We start from the raw sequence: 23468 nt of genomic DNA, 5'->3' as shown, positions 1-23468 counted from the left end.
ACACCTCCCCCTCTAACCAGTCAAGGCACTTTTACAGGTTAGGTTGCGGTGGGGCAGTCGCGTTGCGGGAAGCAGACCGAGGGCGGTGAGTGCGGCCAGGACCAGCAGGGCGGAACTCATCGCCGAGACGGCGGACCCGGTCGTGCCGGCAGCGACGGCGATGCCGAGGGTCGGCCCGATGTTCATGGCGGTCTGCTTGAGCCCACCCACGACTCCCGCGTACCCCGGCGGCGCGTCGCCGACCACGGTCCCCGTGGCGGTGACCATCACCGCGGCGAACCCGGCGCCGATGAGGCCGAAGGCCGTGCCCGTGACGATCCACGGGCTGTCCGCGTCGAGCCGGGACAGCACGGTGATGCCGACCACGACCAGGGCGGTGCCCGCGATCGCGGTGTGGCGCGCACCGTAGCGGCGCAGCGCGGCGCTCGCGGCGGGCGAGCCGAGGACCATGAACACGGTCAGCGGAAGGACGCGCAGACCGCAGGTGAGCGGGTCGAGGCGGAGAGTGTCCTGGAGATAGAACGTGGCCCTGAACAACGATCCGAACAGGCCGGCGGACGTGACCAGCAGGACGGCCATCGAGGCCGTCACGGGTGCGGACCGCGCCACGGCCGGCGGGACGATCGGGTGCGTGGCGCGCCGTTCGTGCCGGACGAGTACCGCCAACACGCCGACTACGGCGAGGAGTTCGAGCAGCGTAGGCGCCGCGGTCCACCCTCGCTCGGGTACTGCGGCCAGGGCGTGCACGAGGACCGCGAGCGCGAGCGCGAGCAGGCCCGCGCCGTTGAGGTTGAGGCGCGAGGAGTCGGCACGTGCGGGTACGGGTGTCCGCACGGCGAGGACGAAGGCGGCGATGACGAACGCGACGGGCACGTTGACCCAGAACACGGCACGCCAGCCCAGGTGTCCCACGAGCAGACCGCCGAGGATCGGCCCGGAGCCCGCCGCGACCGCGATCGCACTGGTACGGATGGCGATCGCCGTGCCGAGCCGTTCCGGCGGGTACGTCTGCCGCAGCAGCGCGAGCGTCGCGGGTTGCAGCAGCGCGCCGAACCCGCCCTGCACCACACGGAGAGCTGTCACCCAGCCGACGTTCGGCGCGAGCGCGATCCCGGCCGAGGCGGCCCCGAAACCGAGAACGCCGACGAGCAGCAGGCGCGGATGCCCGTACCGGTCGCCCAGGTGCCCGGCGATCACGAGTAACGCGGCCACCGCGACCAGATAGCCGGTGCTCGTCCACTGGATCTGGGCGATGCTCGCGCCGAGATCACGCTGGAGGCTGGGCTGCGCCAGGAGCAGGACCGTGCCGTCCAGTGCGACGATCACCGCGCCGGCCGCGCTGACCAGGAGCGCGAGCCGCCGCTGGGCGGATGTGGTCATGAGGTCACCGGGCCGAGGTGGGCGGCCACGACGGTCGCGACGAGCCGGTCGCACTGATCGTCTTCGGGACCGCCGTCCGGCGGTGGGGACCCGAGGGCGAGTTGCAGGCTGCCCCAGGCCCACAACTGGGCCATCCCGTGCAGGTTCGACCACAGGGCGGCGGCGGTCACGGCGGGCGGCGGTGCGGCGTCGTCGGGCCCGCCGCCCTCTCGCGTGCCGTCCCGCTCCGCTCGGCACCGGGCGACGAGCTGGGTCATGTGCTCGAACAGCGGGAGGGTCGTCCGGCGCAGCCGCTGCTGGTCCGGCGCCTGCGGCCCGCTGTCGAGCAGGTCGTGCCGGAACATCAGCTCGAACATGCCGCGGCGCTCCAGCGCGTACCCGACGTACGCCCGCGCGACGGCCTCCAACTGGGCGCGCGCCGTGGTCGCGTCGGCGACCGCGGCCTCGAACCGGGCGCCGAGGTCCTCGAAGCCGCGGCGGGCGATGGCCGACAGCAGCGCGTGGTGCGTCGGGAAGTACCGGCGCGGCGCCCCGTGCGACACCGCCGCTCGGCGTGCTGTCTCCCGCAGGCCCACGGACGCGGAGCCCTCGGTGAGCACGAGGTCCACACCGGCATCGATCAACCGCTCCCGCAGGGAGCTCTCCTCAGTCATAGACAGTGTCTACCACTGCGTCGTAGACACTGTCTACTCAACCTCCGCCGGCGATCGCGGCGCGTGTAACCTGTCAAGCGAGCCCATTCGGTTAGGGGATGCGATGGCGAGCGAGCTGGAGCGGCAGGACGCGCTGCTGGATCTCCTCAACAGCACGCCGGTTGTCGGCGGTGCCGTCCAGGACGAGCTGGCGGACCCGGAAGCGGCCAGGTCATGGCAGCGGGCCCACGGCGGCAGCGGAACGGCGGACGAGCTGCGCGGCCTCGTCCAGGCACGCGACGCCCTCCAGGACGTGGTGCGCGGTGCCCGGACCGCCACGACGCTGGGCCCGCTCCTGAAGGGCGTCACCTCCCGGCCGGACGTGTCGTCCGAGGGAGTGTCGTGGAAGCTGGACACCCCTCCGGAGCGCCGGATGGCGGTGGAAGCGGTGCTGGCGTGGAGCGCGGTTCAGCGGACGATGCCCGGACGGCTGCGGCCGTGCGCCAACCCCGAGTGCCGGCGCTTCCTCATCGACCGCAGCAAGACCAACAGGGCCCGCTGGTGTTCGATGGCCGTCTGCGGCAACCGCATGAAGGCGCGGCGCCACTACCAGCGCACCCGTGACGTGGCAGCCGAGTAGGCGTGCTCAACCGGCGGGTGCGCCGAACCACTTGGTGAGCCGGTAGAGCAGATCCTGCTGGTCCTCGCCGGCCCACGCCACATGGCCGTCGGGCCGCAGCAGTACCGCGGGTACGTCCAACTCCTCGCTGGCGTCGATGACATGGTCGACCCGGTCCGCCCAGCCCGCCACCGACAGCCGGCCGGTCCGGTCGAGCAGCAGCCCGCGTCCACCGTGCATCAGCTCGTAGAGGCGCCCTCGCTTCAGCCGCACGTCCCGCAGCCGCCGGCCGAGCAGTTCGTGGCCGTCGCCGATGTCGTAGCGGACCTCCACCGCGGTGATGATCCCGGTCACGTACCGGTTCACCTCCTCGAAGTCCATCAGCTTCGAGAACAGTTCCCGCAGCGCGGTCGCGCCCGGATCGGTGCCGAGCAGCGTGATCTGCGCGCGGGTGTTCTCCAGCACCCGGGCGCCCACCGGGTGCCGTTCGGTGTGATAGCTGTCCAACAGCCCGTCCGGGGCCCAGCCGTTGACCTCGGCGGCCAGCTTCCAGCCCAGGTTGAACGCGTCCTGCACGCCGAGGTTGAGCCCCTGCCCGCCGGTCGGCGGATGGATGTGCGCGGCGTCGCCGGCCAGCAGGACCCGGCCCACCCGGTAGCGCTCGGCCTGCCGGGTGGCGTCGCCGAACCGGGACAGCCAGCGCGGCGAGTGCGCCCCGAAGTCGGTGCCCGCGACGGCCCGCAGCCGCTCCTTGAACTCGTCGAGCGTCGGCGGGGCCGTACGGTCCTCGGCCACCCCGTCGGCGGGCACGATGATGCGGTACACCCCCTCGCGTCCGTCCACGTCGGGGATGGCGCCGAACCGCAGTTGGGTCCTGCGGACCTCGGTGACGACGGCGGCGACCGTCGCCGGATCCTCGGTCGTCTCCATGTCGCCCAGCAGGGTCTCGATCCTGGCGGGTTCGCCGGGGAAACCGACGCCGAGCAGTTTGCGCACGGTGCTGCGGCCGCCGTCGCAGCCGACGAGGTAGCGCGAGCGCAGGCGCGTGCCGTCGGCCAGTTCGACGGTCACGCCGTCCTCGTCCTGGCTCAGGTCCACCACTTGGTGGCCGCGCCGGATCTCGGCGCCGATTTCGATGGCGCGCTCTTCGAGCAGCCGCTCGGTGACCGGCTGCGGGGTGGCGAGGCCGTACGGGTGTGCCGTGTCCAGCAGGTCCGGCCACGGCTTGACGATGCCACCGAAGAGTCCGCCGGCCTGGAACTTCTCGCTGACCGCGAGGAACCGCTCCAGCAGACCGCGCTGGTCCATCATCTCGACGCTGCGCGCGTGCAGGCCGCGTCCGCGGGACTGCCCGGTCGGCTCGGTCAGCTTCTCCAGCACGACCACGTGCACGCCGTGCAGCCGCAACTCGCCGGCCAGCATCAAGCCTGTTGGTCCGCCGCCGACCACGATCACGTCCGTCATCAAATCGCCCGTTCAAGAAGAGAGGGTTTCGCCGGCCGGCCACTCCGCGTGGTCCGGCGGCGCGCGCACGCGCACATTGACAAAGCGCGCGCATTTCGCGAATCACTTATTTCCGCAGCTTCTGGCTTCGACCGGAGATTCTGCGGCACGACCCGGGCCTTGCCGCAAGGCCCCCGGTGCGCTATAAGTTGAGAGTGGCAAGGAGCGGGTGCTCCTTGCCTTTGCTTTTGTCTGCCGCGGCTTTGCCTTTGTCCGCCGCTGCCGTCCGCACCCCTCGCCCTCCCCCGCGGACGAACGCGCCCCCTGCCGGTGCACGAACTAGGATCGATCCCAGCGCACAGATCACAGCGCCATGAGGGGCTGCCCCGGCTGCCGCCCCGGCCGACCACCCCGCAGGAGGTCCGCGATGGCGACGCTGCTGTCCGTGAACGTGGGAATGCCCACGGACGTCTCATGGCAGGGAAGGACCGTCCGCACCGGAGCCTGGAAGGCTCCCGTCGAAGGCCCCCGCATGGTCCGGCGGCTGAACGTCGACGGAGACGGTCAGGGAGATCTGGCCGGGCACGGCGGCGAGATCCGTGCCGTCCTCGTCTACCAGTCGGAGTCCTACCGGTACTGGCAGAAGCAGCTCGGTCGCGACGATCTGAGCTTCGGGATGTTCGGGGAGAACTTCACCGTCGAGGAACTGCCCGACGACGAAGTGTGCATCGGTGACCGGTACCGCATCGGCGAGGCCGAGTTCGAGGTCACCCAGCCCCGCGTCACCTGCTACCGCGTCGGCATGCGCCTCGGCGAACCCACCATGGCGTCCCTGCTGGTCGCCCACCACCGCCCCGGCTTCTACCTGCGCGTGCTCACCGAGGGGCACGTCCAGGCCGGCGACGAGATCACCCTCGTCCGCAAGGGGCCGGAGGAACTCAGCGTGGCCGACACCGACGCGCTGCTCTACCTCCCCCACCGTGACTCCGCGAAACTGCGCAAGGCGCTCAGCATCCCTGCTCTCAGCCCCGGTTGGCAGCAGTCCTTCCGCGAACTCGCCGCCGCCCAGCAGCCCCAGCAGGAACCCGGATGGCCGGACGAACGCGCGAGCACACGGCAGTCCAGGCAGGAGCCGGGGTGGCCGGGCTTCAAGAGCATGCGCGTGGCCCGCATCGTTCCGGAGACCGCCGACATCTCGTCGGTCTACCTCGACAGCGCCGACGGCACGCCGCTGCCCGAGGCCCGCCCCGGCCAGTACCTCTCCATCCGGCTTGCCGTCGGCGACAGCGTCCCCACGGTGCGCAGCTACTCCCTGTCCTCCACGCCCACCGACCGTACCTACCGCATCAGCGTCAAGCGCGAATCCTGCGGAAGGGTCAGCGGCTACATCCATGCCACGCTCCATCCCGGGGACCTCGTGGACATCGCAAGTCCCCGGGGAACGTTCGTACTTGAAGCAGGTACCCGCCCGATCGTCCTCGTCTCCGCGGGCATCGGTGCCACTCCCGTGCTCGCGATGCTCCACGGGCTCGCCGCCGTACGAGACCCACGCGCCGTCTGGTGGATCCACACCGCGCACGACCGTGCCCACCACGCGTTCGCGCACGAGGCCCACGCCCTCCTGGCCCGACTCCCCGACGCCCACGAACACATCTACTACACCTCCGAGGCCCCGCCCCCGGGCGAGCGGCACATCACCCGGGGCCGCCCGACCGCCCCGGCGCTCACGGCCCTGGGCATCCCCACCGACGCCGACGCCTACCTCTGCGGACCGACCGCCTTCATGGACGACCTCGGCGGCTACCTGCGCGACCACGGTCTGCGGGCCGAGCGGATCCACACGGAACAGTTCAGCGCCCTGCCCGCCATCAACCCCGGCGTCACGCCCACCGCCGCCGTCCGGCCGCACCAGCCGCCCGGTCCCGCGGGCTCCGGCCCGCTCATCACCTTCGCCCGCAGCGGCATCAGCACCCCCTGGTCACCGGCCCACGCCTCCCTGCTCGACCTCGCCGAGGCCTGCGACATTCCCACCCGCTGGTCCTGCCGCACCGGCGTCTGCCACACCTGCGTCACCCACCTCATGGCGGGCGACATCACCTACACCACCCCGCCCCTCGAACTCCCGGAACCCGGCACCGTCCTGGTCTGCTGCAGCGAACCAAACACCGAAGTCGTCCTCGACCTCTAGCCAGGTGTCCTATGATGCTCGGGTGATGAACCTCTCCTCGAACGGATTGGGGGACTCTTTCGCGCAAGGTGAGTGCTGATGGCACATCACATCGCGAACGAGATTCCGACCCGCCTGTTGATGTGGCAGCGCGTACGTGAGTACGCCGTGCCACCGTCCATGATCGAGACCGCGACCGCACGGCGTGCGGCCGGTGACTGGGCGGGGGCCTGCGCCGCCGCTCGTGTCGACGTCGATTTCGATCTGCGCGCCGTGCGCGACCGCCACGGCACCGATCTCGCCACCCGCCTTCGCGCGGATCTGCGTCGGCTGGCGCCTGATCTGCTCCGCTGGCACATGCCCCGGATCGCCCCCGACGGACGGCTGCGGCCCGGCGTCACCATCTCCCTCGCCCGCTACCGGAGTTCGGGCCCCACTCCGCTGCAACTGGTGGTGCGGACACCGCCGGTCCGGGCCGACGCCGGACAGCGGATGTCCCTGGCCTTGTGGGAGGGGTCCGGGAACGAAGCCCCCGGGCAGCACCTTCCGCACCCGCACCCGCATCCCGACCGGCGTTTCCGGCTCGACCTGCACCGGCATCTCTGGGACTCCGGGCGCAGCGGGGAACTGGCACGGCGGTGCGGTGCCGGCGCGGCACCCTCCGTGGCGCCGCCCGGCCGGCCGACCGGGCACGATTCCCCCTGGGCGGTAGCTCGTTGGGCTGCCGAGGCGGAGTTGCTGTTGCGGGCCGAAGGGCCTCCTCGCGGCGCCTTCACGGTACGGCTCGGTGCGCGGAACCGTGCCGTGCTCGAACTCGTCGCCCCCGACGACAGTCATGCGCCGACGTTCCGGCCCCTGCGGGACGCCCTGCCGCCGCACGCGGTCGCGGCGCTTCCTGTACTTCCGGAGGCGGCGGCCCGGGTCCTTCCGGATCTGGAGCTGCTGCGCGCGGGGCTGATCGCGGCCGGGCGACTGCATCCACTCGTCGCCGCGGCACTGGCGTCGGACGGCTCGGCACCGGCGGCCGGCCCCGTCCACGAGGCCGGCGATCCGCACCGGGTGCAGTGCCGCGGCGAGGTCCACCGGATCGCGCCGAGGAACGGTGTGCTGACGGCGATCGATCACGATGCGGCCCAACTGCACCGTGAGGAACTGCTGATGGCGCTCGGCGGCCCTGGGCTGCCCTGCCTGCGGGCGATCGACGCGGTGCACCGCAGCCCGGAGGCACTGCCGGCCGTCCGGGAACGGCTCGGCCACGGTGACGTCGCCGGGGCACTGGCCGTGGTCGAGGCACTGCTCGGTCCCGCCGCTGTCCTGCGCGACGGACCACTCCGGGAGGCACTGGAGTCGGCCGCGGCCCGCCGGATCGACCACGGGCTCTTCCGCTCGGGACTCCTCACCGCGCACCCCCGTGCCGAGGCGGTCGGGGACGGCAACGCCTCGGGCGCCGGTCGCACGGAGGCGGGCCATCGTCCCCGGCTCGACCGTCGTACACCTCCCGCCGTGCGCCACAAGCGGAGCAGCCGGGCCCGGCCCCGCACCGGCCTGACCCGCTGAAGCCCCACCTCTCGCACCGGCGAAGTCCCCCTACCGCGCCGCGCATCGCCGGCGCACGCCCCACTGCACCACGACCACTCCGGCGACGGGCCGTCCCGTTCCCTTACCCACCCCAGGTGATGCCCATGACGTCCAGCACTCTTCTGTCCGCATCCTCAACCGGCACTCAACTCAATGTCGCGGACGACCTCTTGACCCTCCTGCGGACGACCACCACGGAGCCGCGCCCCGACGAGCAGCTCGAAGCGCTCGCCCTGGCCGTCGCGGCCGACCTGCCCGTGCTCCTCTGGGGCGAGCCGGGCATCGGCAAGACCGCTGCCCTGACCCAACTCGCCACCTCACTCGACCTGCCGCTGACCACCGTGATCGCCAGCGTCCACGAGCCGTCCGACTTCTCCGGGCTGCCCATCGTGGGCGACGACCCGGCGGTGCAGGGGGTGCCGATGGCACCACCACAGTGGGCCGTCGAACTCGTGCGGGCCGGGCGCGGGTTGCTTTTCCTCGACGAACTCTCCACCGCCACCCCCGCCGTCCAGGCGGCACTGCTCCGGGTCGTCCTGGAGCGCAGGGTCGGTGCGCTCCAACTGCCGCAGGGCGTACGGATCGTCGCCGCTGCCAATCCGCGCACGTCGGCGGCGGACGGGTGGGAGCTGAGCCCGCCGCTGGCCAACCGGTTCGTGCATCTGCACTGGGTGCACGACCGGGAGGTGGTGGTACGCGGGCTGGGCGGGGTCTGGCCTCGGGCCGAGCTGCCCCGGCTGGTGCCGGAGCGGTTGCCGGACGCGGTGGCCCTTGCCAGGCGTGCGGTCTGCGGCTTCCTGGAGGTCCGGCCGACGCTGATCCACCGGCTGCCGAGCACCGAGACACGGCGCGGCGGTGCCTGGCCCTCGCCCCGGAGCTGGGAGGCTGCCCTGACCCTGCTGGCCTTCGGCACGGCTGCCTCCGTCTCCCGGGAGGTGCTGGCGCTGCTGGTGCGGGGCGCGGTGGGAGACGGACCGGGGCTCGAACTCCTCGCCCATCTGGACCGGATGGATCTGCCGGACCCGGAGTCGCTGCTGGCCGATCCGCCCTCCGCCGAACTGCCGGCGCGGGGCGACCTGCGTCAGGCGGCGCTGGAGGCGGTGGTGGCCGCCGTCGGTGCGTGGCCTGAGCGGGAGCGTTGGGAGGCGGGCTGGGCGGTGCTCGTACGGGCGCTGGAGACCGGCGCCCCGGACCTGCTGGTCGCCCCGGCGACGGCGCTGGCCGCGCTGCGGCGCGACGACTGGGAGGTGCCGGAGGCCGTGGAGCGGCTGGCCGGGGTGATCGGTCTCGCCCGGCGGGCGGAGCGGTCGGTGGGACGGGCCACGGCGTCGGCCGGCGTCGGATGTACGGCGGGGGCGGGCCAGTGACGGAGGTCTCAGGGCACCCGGGGCCTCGCCGGCGGCCGTCCCCACTGCCGCGCCCGATACCCCGGCCCGCGCCGGCGCGCTCCGGACGGGCCACCGTGCCCGGGGGACAGGGGGGATCCGGCAAACAAGCCGGCCCTCCCGGACTCCCGCTGGACATGGAGAGGTTGCTGGCCGCGCGGCTGCACGCGGTGAAGGTCCGTCCCTATCTGGCCGACGCGCTGTTCGCGTTGCATGTGGTGGAAGACCGGTCGGTGCCGACGATGGCGGTGGACGCGCACTGGCGCTGTTACGTCTCCCCCGGCTTCGTGGCGCGCACCTCGGTGGAGGAGCTGGCGGGCGTCTGGGTGCACGAGGTCTCCCATCTGCTGCGCGACCATCACGGCCGGGGCGAGCGGTATGCGCGGATGCACGAGGAGCACGGACCGGACGGGCGAAGCGGGGCAGGGGTCCCCCCTGCCGAAGGCTGGGGGAGGCTGCGCCTGAACATCGCCGCCGACTTCGAGATCAACGACGACATCTACGGTGACGGTCTGCCCCTGCCCGCCGGGGCGGTGCTGCCGTCGATGCTGCGGCTGCCCGACGGGCTGCTCATGGAGGAGTACCTGCGGACGACGTCGATGTCCGGGCTGACCGCGGACCTTGCCTGGCTGGACTGCGGCAGCGGCGCCGACGGGCAGGACCGGCCGTGGGAGCTGGGACCCGACGGGGTACACGGGCTGAGCAGGCAGCAGCGGGACGCGGTCCGCTTCAGGGTCGCGGAGGGGATCAGGGGCCGCCCGGGGGACGCGCCGGCCGGTTGGCGCCGGTGGGCGGAAGAGGCGTTCCATCCGCCACAGCCGTGGCGGAAGTTGCTGGGGGCGGCGGTCCGCTCGGCGGTGGGTGCGCCGGGGGTGGGCGAGAACCACAGCTACCGGCGTCCGTCCCGGCGCTCGGCCTCCGTCCCCGGGGTGCTGCTGCCGAGCCTGCGCCCTGCACCGCCCCGGGTCTGCGTCGTGATCGACACGTCCCGGTCGGTGAGCGACGGTGAGCTGGGCAGCGCGCTGCTGGAGGTGGCGGCGATCTCGCGGGCGGTGGGCGGACGGCGTGATCTGGTCTCGGTGGTCTCCTGCGACGCGGCGGCGGGGGTCGCCGTCCCGCTCTGCCACGCCGAGAACATGGAACTGCTCGGCGGTGGGGGCACGGATCTGCGGTCCGGTTTCGCGCGGGCGCTGCGCTCCAGTCCCCGCCCGGACGTGATCGTCGCCTTGACGGACGGTCAGACACCGTGGCCATCCGCGGAACCGCCCTGCCGTACCGTCGCAGGTCTGTTCCCCCGTCCCGCCCGCGCCGTGAACGAGGGGAATCCCGCCTACGTCCCGGACGCCCCGCCGCGTTGGGCACGCGTCGTCACCATCGGCTGAGCCGGCAGGGCGAGTTGGTGCGGGGGCACCCTTGCGGGCGCCCCCGCGCCGGTCAGTTCCAGGTCATGTTGATCTCGCGTTCGAAGTTGACGTAGCCGGCCCGGTGGAAGGCGTGTGCCATGGGGATGTTGCCGAGGTCCGTGGACGCCCGGATGCGGGGAACGTCCTGCTCAGCGAGCACACGGGTGCCCTCGGCGAGGATGTCGTCGATGTAACCGTTGCCCCGGTGGGCGGGCAGGACCGCGATGTAGGCGATGATCGGGTTGTAGCCGTTGTGGGCCGGGACGACGAATCCCACGGGCTCTCCGCCGGGCAGGGTCGCGACGCGCCACCAGTCCCGCGGGCTGGTGTAGCGGGCGAGTTCCTCCTCGTAGTGCTTGACGGCCGCTTCGTGGACGGACATCCCGGTCAGCTGCTCCCGGCTGTGCGCGTCGAGTGTCCCGTCCAGGACCGAGGTCATCAGGGCGACCAGTTCCCCGGCGTCGTGGACGGGCCGGAAGGCGAGACGCCCGCGGGGCTCGGGAACGGGTGATCCGGGGCGCCATTCCAGCCGCAGTCGTTCGACCAGGAGCCGGGCACCGGTACGTTCCACCACGGTCATGCGCTCCTCGACGACGTTCCTGGTCGCCGCGTTCTCACGCCAGTCGGGCGGAAGGAAGCGCCCGTACTCGGGGAGCCGCGCCCTGTTCGGGAGGGTGGCCGCCATCGCGGTGCGCAGAAGTCGTACCCCGGTGTCCACGCGATCGGGGGCCGGGATGCTGTCGTCGACGTCGAGGACGTCCAGGATGAGTGGTGCGTCGCCGCCCGGCCGGCTCCACCAGGCGGCCCTGGCCAGCAGGCGGTCACCACGCACGGCAACCCACATCCATTCGGGTCGTCGGCGGCCGGCGGAGAGGTCGTCCGCCAGTTCCTCGTTGAGGGTGTAGGGCAGTCGGCGGAAGAGGTCGAGTTCTTCGCGTCCGGTGATCGGACGCATGGTCAGGTCGTTCTGATGCAACGTCAAGGCACACTCCGGTGAAGGCGCCCGTCCGCTCCGGGTCGGTCAGAGACCGTCCGTACCCCGGGAGGACTCAAGCGCGGTGATGATGCGGATCATGGGCTTGTCCCTCCTTTCGCTCTCGTCGTCCCTCACCCGTGTGGTGGGGCTGATCGACTCTAGCGCAAAGCGCCGGGCAGTCCAGCCCCTCAGCTCGGCGTTCCCGTGCGGAGGAGGCGCTCGCGCTGCGGCTGCGGCGGGCGGTCGCGTCGATGCACGAGGCTGACCGGACCCTGGAGTTGTGCGCCGCCGCGGTGTACCTGGCGGAGGCGGAGTGGCGGGCGGGCGACCCCGACGCGGCGGACCGGGCCGCCGACCTGGCGCTCGCCACGGCCGGCCGGCTGGGCACCCAGCACGCCCTGCTCGGCGCGCTGCGCGCCTTTCCCGGGGTGCTCTCGCGCCGTCTGGGCGGGCTCACCGGCGCCGACTCCCCGTGGCACAGCCTCGGCCGCCCTCTCCTCGCCCCGGCCGCCGCGCGCCCCCGGCCCGCGACGGCCGCGGATCCGCTGCCGGTGGCCGAACCGTCGTCCGCCGTGGTGGAGTTCCACGATCTCGGCCCCGTCCACCACTACCGCCGGTTCGGGCTCGCGCTGGAGGAGGTCAGCGCGAGCCCCTCCTCGGCGACGCGGCGGCTGCTGACGGAACTTCGGCATGCCTGAGCCGTAACCGCCGTCCACAGGCGTCGAGTTGCTGCCGCCCTACCGTGAGCTCCGCCCGAGACGTCACTGCGGGGCCTCTGTGTAGCCACGGGCCCGGATGAGGTCCTGGGTGAGACGGGTGAAGGCGCGGGCGGCGGCGCTCTGGTAACTGCTGCCGCGCCGGAGGAGGGTGACGGTGCGTGCGGGCAGGGGCGGTTCGAGGGGGACCGGACGCAGGTGCGGGTGGTCGTGGGTGATGGCGTCGGGAAGCACCGTGGCGATCGGGGTGCGCCGCACGATCTCGACGAGGGCCTGGACGGAGTTGGCCTCCACTGTGATGCGCGGCTGCACCCGGTGGGCCGCGAAGTGGGCGTCGATATGGCTGCGAGTGGCGAAGTCCCCGTTCAGCAGCGCCAGTTGACGCTCACTCAACTCGTCCACACGTAGCGGCTGGGACGGGCCCGCGTCGAGGTCGGGGGCGCCCGTGACGAGGCTCAGGGTCTCCGTGAACAGGGTCTGCGCCACGACGCCGGGCAGATGGGCACCGGAGAAGGCGATGCCCAGGTCGAGGTCGTCGGCGAGCAGGGCCGACTCTATACGGTCCTGGGTCATCTCCTGGAGGTCCAGGGTGATGCCGGGGTGCCGGGCGTGCAGTTCGGCGACCAGGGGGCCCACCAGATAGGCGGTGAACGTCGGCGTCGCGGCCAGGCGCAGATGGCCGCGGGTCAGGTCCTGGACGTCCTGGACGGCACGCTCGGCGGCCGCCAGGTCCCGCAGGGCACGGCGGGCATGACGGGCGTACGTCTCCCCCGCGTCGGTCAGCCGCACCCCGCGGCCGGTGCGGTCAAGCAGCGGCACCCCCACGGACCGCTCCAGTTGCCGCACCTGCTGGGAGAGCGTGGGCTGGGAGATGCGCAGGTCTTCGGCGGCGCGGGTGAAGCTGCCGTGCTCGGCCACGGCGAGCAGATAGCGCAGATGACGCAGTTCCAGGGCCATGGAACCGATTATAGATGCGGGCAATGGGAGACATGGGTACTGCGTCTTGGACTCTATAGACCCAGGTCATGCATGGTGGATTCACCGAGTCCGGCAGACCGGAACCCACCGAAGGGAGTGACCAGTGCGCGATCTCGCCCAGGGCGTCACGCGTTTCCAGCGGGACGTTCACCCCGCCAAGGCGGACCTGTTCGCCCACCTCGCCGAGAACCACGCGCCGCACACGCTGTTCATCGGCTGCTCTGACGCCCGCGTCGTCCCGGAGCTGTTCACGGCCAGTGAACCGGGTGAGCTGTTCGTCGTCCGCACCGCGGGCAACCTCGTCCCGTCCCACGCGCCGGGCCCCGACGCCGTGGCGGCGGCCATCGAGTACGCCGTGGCCGTGCTCGGCGTGTCCGACATCGTGGTGTGCGGGCACTCCGGCTGCGGCGCCATGACGGCCCTCGCCGAGGACCACGACCTGCGCGGGGTGCCGGCGGTCGCCGAGTGGCTGCGGCACGCGGACGCCTCCCGCGCCCGTACCGCCGCCCGCGGGGACGTCGCCGCTCTGGTCCGCCAGAACGTGCTCGCCCAGCTGGCGAACCTGGTCACCCACCCCTCGGTCGCCGGCGGCGTGGCCGAAGGCACTCTCACCCTGCACGGCTGGGTCTACGACATCGCCACCGGAGGCGTCGAGAACGTCGCCGCCGAGCCGCGGGCGACCGCGTCCGCGGCCTGACCCACCGGTCCGACCCGCAACCCGCAACCCGAATCCAGAATCCCGAAAGGAACCCCCATGCCGCACGCCCAGTTCGACCCCGCCGCCCGGCAGGCTCTCGCCGTCATCGCCGTCGAGGCCAAGACACGCAAGGACCTCACCTGGCAGCAGATCGCGGACGCGGCCGGCCTGTCGGTGGCCTTCACCACCGCCGCCCTGCTCGGCCAGCACGCCCTCCCCGAGCCCGCCGCGCGGGCCGTCGGCGAGCTGCTCGGCCTGGACGCCGACGCGGTGGCGCTGCTCCAGACGATCCCGACCCGCGGCTCGATCCCCGGCGGCATCCCGACCGACCCGACCATCTACCGCTTCTACGAGATGCTCCAGGTGTACGGCACGACGCTCAAGGCCCTGGTGCACGAGCAGTTCGGTGACGGCATCATCTCCGCGATCAACTTCAAGCTGGATGTGAGGAAGGTCGCCGACCCCGAGGGCGGCGAGCGCGCGGTGATCACCCTGGACGGCAAGTACCTGCCCACCAAGCCCTTCTGATCCACCCCGATCGGACCGGAGCCGGGGCGGTACGGCCATCCGGCCACCCCGGCTCCCCCCTGTCACGGAAGGACACCACTGATGGACTTCGCACAGCGCACCGTCGACATCGCCCGCCGCAACGTCGCCGAGGGCGGCCGCCCGTTCGCGACCGTCATCGTCAAGGACGGCGAGATCCTGGCCGAGAGCCCCAACCGGGTCGCCCAGACCAACGACCCCACGGCGCACGCCGAGATCCTCGCCATCCGCGAAGCGTGCACCAAGCTGGGCACGGAGCACCTCGTCGGCGCCACGATCTACGTACTGGCCCACCCGTGCCCGATGTGCCTGGGCTCGCTGTACTACTGCTCACCGGACGAGGTGGTCTTCCTCACCACCCGGGACGCCTACGAGCCGCACTACGTGGACGACCGCAAGTACTTCGAACTGGACAACTTCTACGAGGAGTTCGCGAAGAACTGGGACGAGCGCCGGCTGCCGATGCGCTACGAGCCGCGCGACACCGCGGTCGACGTGTACCGGCTCTGGCAGGAGCACAACGGCGGCGAGCGCCGTGTCCCCGGCGCGCCCACCGCGGCCTGAGGGAGCGGACGTGACCCTCAACGAACCGAGCGCCGCCGAGCTGCGGCATCTGGAGCGCGCGGTCGAGCTGGCGGTCGAGGCGCTGCGGGCCGGGGACGAACCGTTCGGCTCGGTCCTGGTCGGCGCCGACGGACAGGTGCTGGCGGAGGACCGCAACCGGGTGAACAGCCTGGACGACCGCACCCGGCATCCGGAGTTCGAGCTGGTCCGCTGGGCCACGGCCCATCTCACCGAGCGGCAGCGGGCGGAGGCCACCGTCTTCACCTCCGGGGAACACTGCCCCATGTGCGCGGCCGCCCACGGCTGGGCGGACCTCGGCCGGATCGTCTACGCGCACTCGGCAGCCCAGCTGACCCACTGGCTGGCCGAACTGGGCGTGCCCGCCGCCCCGGTGCGCTGCCTGCCGATCCAGGACGTGGTACCCGGGCTGACGGTGCAGGGCCCGGTACCGGCCCTGACCGACCGGCTCCGCGACCTCCACCGCGACTACCATGCCGGCCGCCGGGGCCCGGCCGCTTCCTGACGGACGGCCGTGTTACCGGCCCGCCGGTGCTTCGCCCTCGCGCAGCAGGGCCGCGATCGCGTGGAAGCCGCGGCGCTCGGCGTGGGCGCGGGCCGGCGTCCCGTCGGCGTCCGGCAGCAGTGGGTCGGCGCCCGCCCCGAGCAGCACCTCCACCACTTCCTGGTGCGTGCGTCCGCCGTCGCCGAGGATCACCGCCTCCAGCAGTGCCGTCCAGCCGAGCCGGTTGACGTGGTCGACGTCGATGGCGGTCTCGGCGAGCACGGCCCGTACGTAGGCCACGTGGCCGCGTTCGCTCGCCGGGATCACCGACACCCCGCCGAACCGGTTGGTCAGCTCGAGGTCGGGTCCACCGGGCAGCAGCGCCCGCATCATCGCCACGCTTCCGGTGACCCCGGTCACCAGCCAGGGGCTGTCCAGGCGCTCGTCCTGCGCGTTCACGTCCGCGCCCGCGTCGACCAACGCCCGCGCCACCTCCACCTCGTCGGCGAGGGCCGCCCGCAGCAGGGGCGTACGGCCCTGCGCGTCGCGCGCCTCACGGTCGGCGCCGGCCGCCAGCGCCTCACGGACCGCGGCGACGTCGCCCCGCTGTGCGGCGTCCAGCAGGGCGCGGTCGGTCGGGGAGAGCGACTTCTTGGCCACGGCGGAACTCCTCCACAAGGTGACAACGGACAACGGGACGACGGCGGCAAGGACGACAAGCAAAGCAGAGGAGGGGAAAAGGGTCATGAGCGAGGGGCCGGAGAGGCGGGAGAGGTCGGAGCGCGCGGCGCGCGGGGCGGAGACTCCCGCGCGCCGCGGGGACCGAGCACCCGCCGGCCCGGGAACGTCCCTCACCGAGGGACGTCGCTCGCTCGGGTGGTGCTACGAGGTGGGGTCAGCGCCCGTTGCTGATGGCCGCGACGCCTGCCTGGGCGAGCTTCTCGTCCAGGTCGCCGGAGGGACCACCGGCCACGCCGACGGCGGCGACCGGGGCGTTGTCGTACGCGACCGGAGCACCGCCGGCCAGGAACAGCGTGCCCGGGATGTCCTTCAGGGTCGGCGCCGAGTCCAGGCGTTGACCAGCTCGGAGGTGGGCGCGTTCCAGGAGACGGCGGTGTACGCCTTCTTGATCGCCGAGTCGTAGGACTGGGGGCCGGCGCCGTCGCCGCGCAGGGTGACGATCGTGTTGCCGTCGCGGTCCACCACCGCGACGCTCACCCGCAGGCCCTCCTTCTCGGCGGCCTTCAGCGCCGCTCGCGCGGCGTCGGTGGCGGCGTCGGCCGTCAGGTGGGTGCTGGTGGTCGTGGCCTTGCTCTTCTCCGCGGCCCCGGCCGCGACCGGAGTGGCGGCCGGGGTGTCGGCGGAGGCGGATACCGCTCCGGCCACACCGGCACCGACCGCCGCCACGGCCGCCACGGAGGTGATGGCCTTGGCGCGGGCGGAGAACTTCTTGGCCTTGTGCTGCATCACGGATACCTCTCCAGTCGTGTCGCGTTCCCCGGCACCCGGACCGCCGTATCGGCGCACCCGAGCGGGTGCCGGAGGACTCGGCGCTTCCTGCGCCGTGCCTCCACTCTCGGCCCGCTCAGGGCGCCTTCCCGTCGACGTACCGGCTGCTTCCGGCGCGTGGAACGGTGTACGCCGCGGTCATCCGACCGGTTGACCCCCGGCCGTTCGACGCGGGCGACAATGACCGTGTTCGCCGAGTCCGGGACCTTTCCGCCGAGGCCGCGCCGAAGCCCGCCCGCCGCCGAGCCACAGCCATGTCCGTACGTCCCGGCCGGGGAGGAACAGCCCATGCCGTCCAGGAACCGGCCGTCCCCGGCCGGCCCGAGCACTCCCGGCGGCGAGGCCCGCGGGCCGGCGTTCGTCATCCATCTGGCGTTCTTCCTGCTGCTGGGCTCCGACCTGTTCCGGTACGTCCAGCGGCACGGCGCCCAGCCCCAGGTGCCCGCCGTCCTGACCCTGGCCGGCGCCCTCGCCCTGCTGTACGTCGCCGGCCACCGCACGGGAGTCGCCGCGGCCGGTGGGGACGTGCGCGAGACGGTCTCCTTCTCGTCGCCGGGCTCGGCCTTCGCGGTGCGCGGGCGGCCTCCCCTCACCGGGCTGCTGTGGCTGGGCGCGCTCGTCGGCGTGTGGGCGGTCCTGGTCGCCCTGGCGCCCAGCTTCGCCTGGTGCGCGGTGCCGCTGTTCCACACCGCGCTGCGCACCCTGCCGGCCCGCGCCGCGTACACGCTGGTGACGTTCTTCACCGTCTTCGTGGTCGTCGCGCAACTGCGGCTGGCCGACCGTATCGAAGCGGACCTGGTGATCGGTCCACCGGCCGTCGCCGCCCTGGCGACCGCGGTCTTCACCCACATGGACCGGCAGGCGATCCGGCAGGCCGCCCTGATCCGCGACCTGGTCCGCACCCGCCGCGAACTCGCCGCCACCGAACGCCGCGAGGGCACACTCGCCGAGCGGCAGCGACTGGCCATGGAGATCCACGACACCCTCGCCCAGAGCCTGTCCAGCCAGCGGATGCTCCTCCAGGCCGCCGACCGGCTGTGGGAGACGGAGCCGGCTCAGGCCCGCGCCCATGTGCGCAGCGCGGGGTCGATCGCCGAGAGCAGCCTGGCCGAGGCTCGCCGGTTCGTGCACGACCTGGCGCCCGCCGACCTCGCCGGGGGCGACGGCCTGGAGTCGGCCCTGCGGGTCCTGGCCACCCGCGAGACCACGGCCGGACTCGCCGTGACCTGCCTCGTCGACGGCGCTCCCGGTCCCGACGGGCTGCCTCACCGGGTGCAGTCCGCGCTGCTGCGCATCGCCCAGGGCGCCCTCGCCAACGTCCGGGAGCACTCCGGCGCCAACCGGGCCGCCCTCACCCTGACCCACCTGGAGGACCAGGTCCGGCTGGATGTCGCCGACAACGGCCGCGGCTTCGACACCGCCGCGCTGCCGGAACGCGCCGTCGGGGTCCGCGGGCACGGTCTGCCCGCGATCCGGGCCAGGGTCGGCCAGTTTGGGCGGCACCCTCACCATCGAGTCCGCGCCGGGTGACGGCACCGTCGTCTCCGCGGCCGTCCCGCACCATCCCACCACCGCGGAGGTCCCTTCCCCATGATCCGGACCGAGTCCACCGATTCCGCCGAGTCCACCGAAGGCATCGGACCGGCGCCCGTACGGCTCGTCCTGTGCGACGACCACGCCGTGGTCCGCGCCGGGCTGCGCGCCCTGCTCGGCAGCGCACCGGCCATCGACGTGGTGGGCGAGGCCGGACAGCGGTGCGGAGGCCGTCGCGCTCGCCGCGAAGCTCGTGCCCGACGTGATCCTCATGGACCTGCAGCTCGGCGACGGGATGGACGGTGACGAGGCCACCCGCCGCATCACCGCCGACTCCGGCGGCTCGGTGCATGTGCTGGTCCTGACCACGTACGACACCGACGCCGACATCACCCGCGCCATCGAGGCGGGCGCCACCGGCCACCTGCTCAAGGCCGAGCGCCCCGACGAACTGTTCACGGCCGTCCACAGCGCCGCCGCCGGCCGCACCGCCCTGTCCGCACCCGTCGCCCACCGGGTCATGACCGGCATGCGCAGCCCGCGCCCCAGACTCACCGAGCGCCAGCGCGACATCCTCGGCCAGCTGGCCCGCGGGCCGACCAACCGGGACATCGCCAGGGCCCTCTTCCTGAGCAAGGCCACCGTCAAGACGCACCTGGGCCGCATCTACGACAAGCTCGGCGTCGACACCCGCGCCGGCGCCGTGGCCGTCGCCAAGGAACAGCGCCTGCTGCCCTGACGAGCACGGCCCGGCACCCCGCGCACGCCGCTCACCCGCTGTGTTCGGCGTACTCCCGGAAGTGTTCCAGGTCGGTGCGTACGAGTCGTTCGATCGCGTTGGCCTGGGCGAATCCCCTGGGCCCGCCGAACGCCTCCCGGACGGTGTCGGGGTCGTACTCCAGCCGTGCCTGGATGCGGGTGTTCCCCTGGTCGATGGGGTGCAGGGTGAGGGAGCAGCTCATTTGCGGGGATTCCGTCGTGTGCCATTCCAGCACGCGGTCCCCGGCGCGGTCGGAGGCTTTCATCTCCATCTGCCGGGCCCGTCCGCCCGCCTCGATGTCCAACTGGGCGCGGCCACCGGATTCGGTCCGGGCGTCGCGCACGCCGTCCATGAAGCGGGGGTAGTTCTCCACCCGGTGAAGGCTGTCCCAGGCGCTGTCGATGGGGACTCCGACGTCGATGTGTTCTTCGAGGGTGCTCATGGCGACCTCCACGGTTCGGCTCACGACGCACGTCCTTCCGCCTCCAGTGTGCGCCCCGCCCCGGCGGGCCGGGAGCCGGGCCGGGCGGCCGGGCCGCCAACCGGCGGGACGCTGAGGCAAGCACGTCGCATCCAACTCCGAGTGCCCGCGACAGGGGCCCGGGCTACGCTCCCCCTATGGCTGGTCCATCCCGCCGGGACGTCCTCCGGCCCGAGCGGGCCCGGCATCCTTCGCCGCCGGACTGGGGTCGCCGCGTGCGCGATCGCGTGCGGAACGCGGCCAGGGCGGCATGCCGGACGCGCGCGCCCACCGCACTGGTGACCGCGGCGGCGCTGGCGCTGGCCCTGTCGGGCTGCGGTGGCGGCGGAGACGCGCCGCGGGCCGGAGCGACGCGGCAGGTGTCGTCGGTGAGCGGCGCGGTGGCCGGGGCCGGGATCGCCCGGGGCCCCGGCAGATCCGTCGACTGCCGCAGGACGAGATGCGTGGCGCTCACCTTCGACGACTCACCGGGCGTCCGCACTCCGCGCATCCTGGACATCCTGCGCGGGTACCGCGTGCACGCCACCTTCTTCACACTGGGCAGGCACCACGTCGCCACCTACCCCGGAACGGTTGTGCGGATGGCCTCGGAAGGCCATGAGGTGGAGACCCTCACCTGGTCCCACCGGGTCCTCACCGGGATCAGCCCGGCCGAAGCGCGCGAGGAGATCACCCGGGGCCGCGAGGCCGTGGCGAGGGTCATCGGCCGCCGGCCGGTCCTGCTGCGCCCGCCGGAGGGCCGTACGAGCGCGACCGTCACCGCGATCTGCCGGCGGCTCGGCATGGCGCAGGTCCTGTGGAGTGCGACCGCGTCCGACTACGAGACCACCGACTCCGCGCTCATCACCCGCCGGATCCTGGCCCGGACCGGCCCCGGCGGGATCATCCTGCTGCACGACCGGCTGGACCCCACCCACCGCGGCTACAACGGTACGGTCGCCGCGCTGCCCGGCATCATCTCCGGCCTGAAGGCCCGTGGTTACGCCTTCGTCACCGTCACCCGGCTCCTGGCCCCGCACGGGCCCCGGCCCGGCGAGGTGTACCGCGAACGGCCTCTCGCCCGGTGACGGTCCACCTACCGGCGGGCGTTGAGCCGGGCCGCCTGGCGCGTCAGGTGGTCGCGCTCGGCGAGGGTGGGTGCCTTGTGGGCCGCCGCGGCGTACAGCCGTGCGGCCCTCGCCGGATCGCCGTCACGCTCGTGGAGGTACGCCGCCACCGCGGTATGGCGGGGCAGGGCGGAGTCCAGCGCCGCGAGCGCCGCCAGGCCGGCGCGCGGCCCGTCGGCCTCACCGACGGCGACCGCGCGGTTGAGCCGGACGACCGGGCTGTCGGTCAGCCGCGTGAGCTCGTCGTACCACTCGACGATCTGCACCCAGTCGGTCTCCTCGGCGGTGGGCGCGTCGGCGTGGAGTGCCGCGATGGCGGCCTGGGCCTGGAACTCGCCGAGCCGGTCCCGGGCGAGGGCCGCCTGAAGGATCTCGACGCCCTCGGCGATCGACTCGGTGTCCCACCGGCCGCGGTCCTGCTCGGCGAGCGGTACCAGGCTTCCGTCGGGCGCGGTCCTGGAGGCGCGCCGGGCGTGGTGGAGCAGCATCAGGGCGAGCAACCCCGCCGCCTCGGGGTGGTCGATCGCGGCCGCGAGCTGCCGGGTGAGCCGGATGGCCTCGGCGGCGAGGTCGACGTCGCCGGAGTAGCCCTCGTTGAAGACCAGGTAGAGGACACGCAGCACGGTGGCGACATCGCCGGGCTGGTCGAGCCTCACGCCGGAGACGGTGCGCTTGGCCCGGCTGATGCGTTGCGCCATGGTCGCCTCGGGAACCAGGTAGGCCTGGGCGATCTGGCGGGTGGTGAGTCCGCCGACGGCGCGCAGTGTGAGCGCGACCGCGGACGCCGGCGTCAGGGACGGGTGGGCGCACAGGAAGTAGAGCTGGAGCGTGTCGTCCACCGCGGGCGCGGGTCCGGGCGCCGGCTCCTCGTCGACGCGGTCCTCCCGCCGCCGGCGGGCGGCGTCGGCGCGGGTCGCGTCGAGGAACCGGCGCCAGGCCACGGTGACCAGCCAGCCCTTCGGGTCCCGTGGAGGGTCGGCCGGCCAGACACGGACCGCCTCGACCAGGGCGTCCTGCACGGCGTCCTCGGCCGCCGCGAAGTCGGCTCCGCGGCGGACGAGGATCCCGAGCACGCCCGGTGTGAGGCTTCGGATCAGTGCCTCGTTCACCGGCGGGGTCACTCCGTGATGGTGGGCGGTGCGGCCAGGAACGGGCGTACCTCCAGCCACTCGTGGATCGGCTTCCCGCCCGCGCCGGGGGCGGCCGACAGTTCTCCGGCCAGCTCGACGGCCCGCTCGTAGCTGTCGACGTCGATCACCATCCAGCCGGCGATGAGGTCCTTGGTCTCGGCGAACGGTCCGTCGGTGACCGGCGGGCGCCCCTCGCCGTCGTAGCGGACCCAGGCCCCCTCGGGGGCGAGGGCCTGCCCGTCGACGAACTCGCCGGTCTTCTCCAGTCGGGCCGCGAAGTCGTTCATGTACTGCACATGGTCCGAGATCTCCTCGGGCGTCCACCGGTCCATGGGCACGTCGTTGACCGCGGCCGGAGCACCTCGGTAGTGCTTGAGCAGCAGATACTTCGCCATCGTGGTACTCCTCGGTGCTGGTGCGACCCATTGTGGCCGCATTCGCCCCGGGGACGGAGCCGGGCGCCGGTTCTCGACATCAGGCGTGCAGCCGAGTGCCCTCGATCGCCACGCGGCGGCCTTCCCGGGTGAGGGGGAAGTAGTCCCACACGGCGTGGTGCTGGACGCTGCGGTTGTCCCAGAAGACGAGGGTGCGTTCCTGCCAGTGGACCCGGCAGTGCAGCAGCGGCGTCCGGGCGACGTGCTGGTGGAGCATGCCCAGCAGGACGTCGCTCTCGGTCCGGGAGAGCTGGGTGATGTGGGAGGTGTAGGGGGCGTTGACGAACAGCAGCTTGCGGCCGTTCTCCGGGTGCCGGACGACCACGGGGTGTTCGGTGCGCGGCACGTCGTACTCGGGCGGCGGTGTCTGTCCGGCCGCGGTCCACGGCAGGGCGCCGTCGTGGAGGGCCGTCAGTCCGTCGAGGAAGCCGCGCATGGCGGGTGAGAGGAGTTCGTAGGCGAGGTGCATGTTGGCGAAGAGGGTGTCGCCGCCGCTGCCGCCCTCGGGCATGGTCGTGATGTACAGCATCGATCCGAGGGAGGGTTCGACGTCGGCGGTGCCGTCCGCGTGCCAGCCGTTGCCGGCCACGTTCCGGGAGTTCCTGTCGGCCTTGAGGTCCAGGATGTGCGGGTCGGAGCCCTCCACCGGCAGGGCGACGGGGTGCAGGTCGCCGAAGACGCCCGCGAAGCGCTTGTGCTCCTCGGGTGTGACGTCCTGGTCGCGGAAGACGAGGACGTGGTGGGCCGCGAAGGCGTGCTTGAGTTCCTTCTCCTGCCGCGGTGTGAGTTCCTGGGCGAGGTCGATGCCGGAGACCTCCGCGCCGAGCAGCGGGGTGAGCGGGGCGACGGCGATGGTCTCGTAGGGTTCCGCGGGGCGGGTGGTGAGCTGTTCGACTGCTCGCAGTGCGTAGTCCTCCATGAGGGACCTC

The 23468-nt window shown here is 72.8% G+C and carries 21 protein-coding genes and 3 pseudogenes; 13 read left to right on the top strand and 11 right to left on the bottom strand.

What is annotated here, in order from left to right:
• Positions 1 to 12 precede the first annotated feature (12 nt).
• Positions 13 to 1380, bottom strand: coding sequence for an MFS transporter (locus OIE49_RS34995; RefSeq protein ID WP_326805808.1), 1368 nt, complete (start codon positions 1378 to 1380; stop codon positions 13 to 15).
• A complete protein-coding gene (locus OIE49_RS34990) occupies positions 1377 to 2033 on the bottom strand; it encodes a TetR/AcrR family transcriptional regulator (RefSeq protein WP_326805807.1) in 657 nt (218 codons plus the stop codon). The genes OIE49_RS34995 and OIE49_RS34990 overlap by 4 nt, the downstream gene beginning before the upstream one ends.
• Positions 2034 to 2136: 103 nt before the next feature.
• Here OIE49_RS34990 and OIE49_RS34985 point away from each other — a divergent pair, with 103 nt between their 5' ends.
• Positions 2137 to 2652 carry a CGNR zinc finger domain-containing protein gene (locus OIE49_RS34985; protein WP_326805806.1) on the top strand — a complete coding sequence of 172 codons (516 nt, stop codon included), beginning with the start codon at positions 2137 to 2139 and terminating at the stop codon, positions 2650 to 2652.
• Between the two features lie 6 nt (positions 2653 to 2658).
• On the opposite strand, the gene rox is transcribed toward OIE49_RS34985, so the two are convergent.
• Positions 2659 to 4095 carry a rifampin monooxygenase gene (gene rox / locus OIE49_RS34980; RefSeq protein WP_326805805.1) on the bottom strand — a complete coding sequence of 479 codons (1437 nt, stop codon included), beginning with the start codon at positions 4093 to 4095 and terminating at the stop codon, positions 2659 to 2661.
• Between the two features lie 406 nt (positions 4096 to 4501).
• Here rox and OIE49_RS34975 point away from each other — a divergent pair, with 406 nt between their 5' ends.
• The 4 genes from OIE49_RS34975 (at position 4502) to OIE49_RS34960 (ending at position 10586) form a co-directional block, all read left to right on the top strand.
• Positions 4502 to 6262, top strand: coding sequence for an MOSC and FAD-binding oxidoreductase domain-containing protein (locus OIE49_RS34975; protein ID WP_326805804.1), 1761 nt, complete (start codon positions 4502 to 4504; stop codon positions 6260 to 6262).
• Between the two features lie 78 nt (positions 6263 to 6340).
• On the top strand, positions 6341 to 7798 hold the full coding sequence (locus OIE49_RS34970; RefSeq protein ID WP_326805803.1) for a hypothetical protein: 1458 nt from the start codon (positions 6341 to 6343) through the stop codon (positions 7796 to 7798).
• 125 nt (positions 7799 to 7923) lie between these two features.
• Positions 7924 to 9186 (top strand): AAA family ATPase, encoded by a 1263-nt coding sequence (locus OIE49_RS34965; RefSeq protein WP_326805802.1) that lies wholly within the window; start codon positions 7924 to 7926, stop codon positions 9184 to 9186.
• Between the two features lie 155 nt (positions 9187 to 9341).
• A complete protein-coding gene (locus OIE49_RS34960) occupies positions 9342 to 10586 on the top strand; it encodes a vWA domain-containing protein (protein ID WP_326805801.1) in 1245 nt (414 codons plus the stop codon).
• 52 nt (positions 10587 to 10638) lie between these two features.
• On the opposite strand, the gene OIE49_RS34955 is transcribed toward OIE49_RS34960, so the two are convergent.
• Positions 10639 to 11562 (bottom strand): GNAT family N-acetyltransferase, encoded by a 924-nt coding sequence (locus tag OIE49_RS34955; protein ID WP_326806420.1) that lies wholly within the window; start codon positions 11560 to 11562, stop codon positions 10639 to 10641.
• Between the two features lie 272 nt (positions 11563 to 11834).
• Between OIE49_RS34955 and OIE49_RS34950 the strand changes: the two genes are divergently transcribed.
• Positions 11835 to 12281 carry a hypothetical protein gene (locus OIE49_RS34950; RefSeq protein ID WP_326805800.1) on the top strand — a complete coding sequence of 149 codons (447 nt, stop codon included), beginning with the start codon at positions 11835 to 11837 and terminating at the stop codon, positions 12279 to 12281.
• Positions 12282 to 12344: 63 nt separating this feature from the next.
• Here the strand turns inward: OIE49_RS34950 and cynR are convergent, their stop codons facing one another.
• Positions 12345 to 13256 (bottom strand): transcriptional regulator CynR, encoded by a 912-nt coding sequence (gene cynR / locus OIE49_RS34945; protein ID WP_326805799.1) that lies wholly within the window; start codon positions 13254 to 13256, stop codon positions 12345 to 12347.
• Positions 13257 to 13380: 124 nt separating this feature from the next.
• Here cynR and OIE49_RS34940 point away from each other — a divergent pair, with 124 nt between their 5' ends.
• The 4 genes from OIE49_RS34940 to OIE49_RS34925 all read left to right on the top strand — a co-directional run bounded on the left by OIE49_RS34940 (position 13381) and on the right by OIE49_RS34925 (position 15607).
• Positions 13381 to 13974, top strand: coding sequence for a carbonic anhydrase (locus OIE49_RS34940; protein WP_326805798.1), 594 nt, complete (start codon positions 13381 to 13383; stop codon positions 13972 to 13974).
• Positions 13975 to 14031: 57 nt separating this feature from the next.
• Positions 14032 to 14502: a cyanase gene (gene cynS / locus OIE49_RS34935; protein ID WP_326805797.1), complete on the top strand. Its 471-nt coding sequence runs from the start codon at positions 14032 to 14034 to the stop codon at positions 14500 to 14502.
• Positions 14503 to 14583: 81 nt separating this feature from the next.
• Complete coding sequence (locus OIE49_RS34930; protein ID WP_326805796.1) at positions 14584 to 15084, top strand: nucleoside deaminase; 501 nt, start codon at positions 14584 to 14586, stop codon at positions 15082 to 15084.
• Positions 15085 to 15094: 10 nt separating this feature from the next.
• Positions 15095 to 15607, top strand: a complete 513-nt coding sequence (locus OIE49_RS34925; protein ID WP_326805795.1) for a nucleoside deaminase — start codon at positions 15095 to 15097, stop codon at positions 15605 to 15607.
• A gap of 12 nt (positions 15608 to 15619) precedes the next feature.
• Here OIE49_RS34925 and OIE49_RS34920 read toward each other — a convergent pair whose 3' ends face one another.
• Both OIE49_RS34920 and OIE49_RS34915 read right to left on the bottom strand, forming a co-directional pair.
• The gene (locus tag OIE49_RS34920) at positions 15620 to 16246 is read right to left on the bottom strand and encodes an ankyrin repeat domain-containing protein (protein ID WP_326805794.1); all 627 of its coding nucleotides are present in this window, start codon (positions 16244 to 16246) and stop codon (positions 15620 to 15622) included.
• 235 nt (positions 16247 to 16481) lie between these two features.
• Positions 16482 to 17053 (bottom strand): annotated as a pseudogene (locus tag OIE49_RS34915) (GlcG/HbpS family heme-binding protein).
• 330 nt (positions 17054 to 17383) lie between these two features.
• Between OIE49_RS34915 and OIE49_RS34910 the strand changes: the two are divergent.
• Positions 17384 to 18689: pseudogene (locus OIE49_RS34910) on the top strand (sensor histidine kinase).
• Positions 18686 to 19367 (top strand): annotated as a pseudogene (locus OIE49_RS34905) (response regulator). The pseudogenes OIE49_RS34910 and OIE49_RS34905 overlap by 4 nt, the downstream one beginning before the upstream one ends.
• A gap of 31 nt (positions 19368 to 19398) precedes the next feature.
• Here OIE49_RS34905 and OIE49_RS34900 read toward each other — a convergent pair.
• Complete coding sequence (locus tag OIE49_RS34900; protein ID WP_385941026.1) at positions 19399 to 19854, bottom strand: SRPBCC family protein; 456 nt, start codon at positions 19852 to 19854, stop codon at positions 19399 to 19401.
• A 230-nt stretch (positions 19855 to 20084) separates the two neighbouring features.
• On the opposite strand from OIE49_RS34900, the gene OIE49_RS34895 reads away from it, so the two are divergent.
• A complete protein-coding gene (locus OIE49_RS34895) occupies positions 20085 to 20936 on the top strand; it encodes a polysaccharide deacetylase family protein (protein WP_326805793.1) in 852 nt (283 codons plus the stop codon).
• An 8-nt stretch (positions 20937 to 20944) separates the two neighbouring features.
• Here the strand turns inward: OIE49_RS34895 and OIE49_RS34890 are convergent, their stop codons facing one another.
• From OIE49_RS34890 to OIE49_RS34880, 3 genes are all read right to left on the bottom strand, one after another.
• Positions 20945 to 22084, bottom strand: coding sequence for an RNA polymerase sigma factor (locus tag OIE49_RS34890; protein ID WP_326806419.1), 1140 nt, complete (start codon positions 22082 to 22084; stop codon positions 20945 to 20947).
• 8 nt (positions 22085 to 22092) lie between these two features.
• Positions 22093 to 22500, bottom strand: a complete 408-nt coding sequence (locus OIE49_RS34885) for a YciI family protein (RefSeq protein ID WP_100570938.1) — start codon at positions 22498 to 22500, stop codon at positions 22093 to 22095.
• A 79-nt stretch (positions 22501 to 22579) separates the two neighbouring features.
• The gene (locus OIE49_RS34880; RefSeq protein ID WP_326805792.1) at positions 22580 to 23458 is read right to left on the bottom strand and encodes a TauD/TfdA dioxygenase family protein; all 879 of its coding nucleotides are present in this window, start codon (positions 23456 to 23458) and stop codon (positions 22580 to 22582) included.
• Positions 23459 to 23468: the final 10 nt, after the last annotated feature.

The sequence above is a fragment of the Streptomyces sp. NBC_01788 genome, assembly GCF_035917575.1.
Lineage (GTDB): Bacteria > Actinomycetota > Actinomycetes > Streptomycetales > Streptomycetaceae > Streptomyces.
The sequence above is the reverse complement of the archived record's forward strand: the minus strand, read 5'-3'. Positions and strand labels throughout refer to the sequence as shown.

What these genes read in the sequence shown, in the direction of transcription:
- OIE49_RS34955 (WP_326806420.1), bottom strand. Translation starts at nt 11,562, where the DNA reads ATGCGTCCGATCACCGGACGCGAAGAACTCGACCTCTTCCGCCGACTG.
- OIE49_RS34970 (WP_326805803.1), top strand. Translation starts at nt 6,341, where the DNA reads ATGGCACATCACATCGCGAACGAGATTCCGACCCGCCTGTTGATGTGG.
- OIE49_RS34885 (WP_100570938.1), bottom strand. Translation starts at nt 22,500, where the DNA reads ATGGCGAAGTATCTGCTGCTCAAGCACTACCGAGGTGCTCCGGCCGCG.
- OIE49_RS34950 (WP_326805800.1), top strand. Translation starts at nt 11,835, where the DNA reads ATGCACGAGGCTGACCGGACCCTGGAGTTGTGCGCCGCCGCGGTGTAC.
- OIE49_RS34995 (WP_326805808.1), bottom strand. Translation starts at nt 1,380, where the DNA reads ATGACCACATCCGCCCAGCGGCGGCTCGCGCTCCTGGTCAGCGCGGCC.
- OIE49_RS34990 (WP_326805807.1), bottom strand. Translation starts at nt 2,033, where the DNA reads ATGACTGAGGAGAGCTCCCTGCGGGAGCGGTTGATCGATGCCGGTGTG.
- cynR (WP_326805799.1), bottom strand. Translation starts at nt 13,256, where the DNA reads ATGGCCCTGGAACTGCGTCATCTGCGCTATCTGCTCGCCGTGGCCGAG.
- OIE49_RS34985 (WP_326805806.1), top strand. Translation starts at nt 2,137, where the DNA reads ATGGCGAGCGAGCTGGAGCGGCAGGACGCGCTGCTGGATCTCCTCAAC.
- OIE49_RS34930 (WP_326805796.1), top strand. Translation starts at nt 14,584, where the DNA reads ATGGACTTCGCACAGCGCACCGTCGACATCGCCCGCCGCAACGTCGCC.
- OIE49_RS34880 (WP_326805792.1), bottom strand. Translation starts at nt 23,458, where the DNA reads ATGGAGGACTACGCACTGCGAGCAGTCGAACAGCTCACCACCCGCCCC.
- OIE49_RS34960 (WP_326805801.1), top strand. Translation starts at nt 9,342, where the DNA reads ATGGAGAGGTTGCTGGCCGCGCGGCTGCACGCGGTGAAGGTCCGTCCC.
- OIE49_RS34965 (WP_326805802.1), top strand. Translation starts at nt 7,924, where the DNA reads ATGACGTCCAGCACTCTTCTGTCCGCATCCTCAACCGGCACTCAACTC.
- cynS (WP_326805797.1), top strand. Translation starts at nt 14,032, where the DNA reads ATGCCGCACGCCCAGTTCGACCCCGCCGCCCGGCAGGCTCTCGCCGTC.
- OIE49_RS34975 (WP_326805804.1), top strand. Translation starts at nt 4,502, where the DNA reads ATGGCGACGCTGCTGTCCGTGAACGTGGGAATGCCCACGGACGTCTCA.
- rox (WP_326805805.1), bottom strand. Translation starts at nt 4,095, where the DNA reads ATGACGGACGTGATCGTGGTCGGCGGCGGACCAACAGGCTTGATGCTG.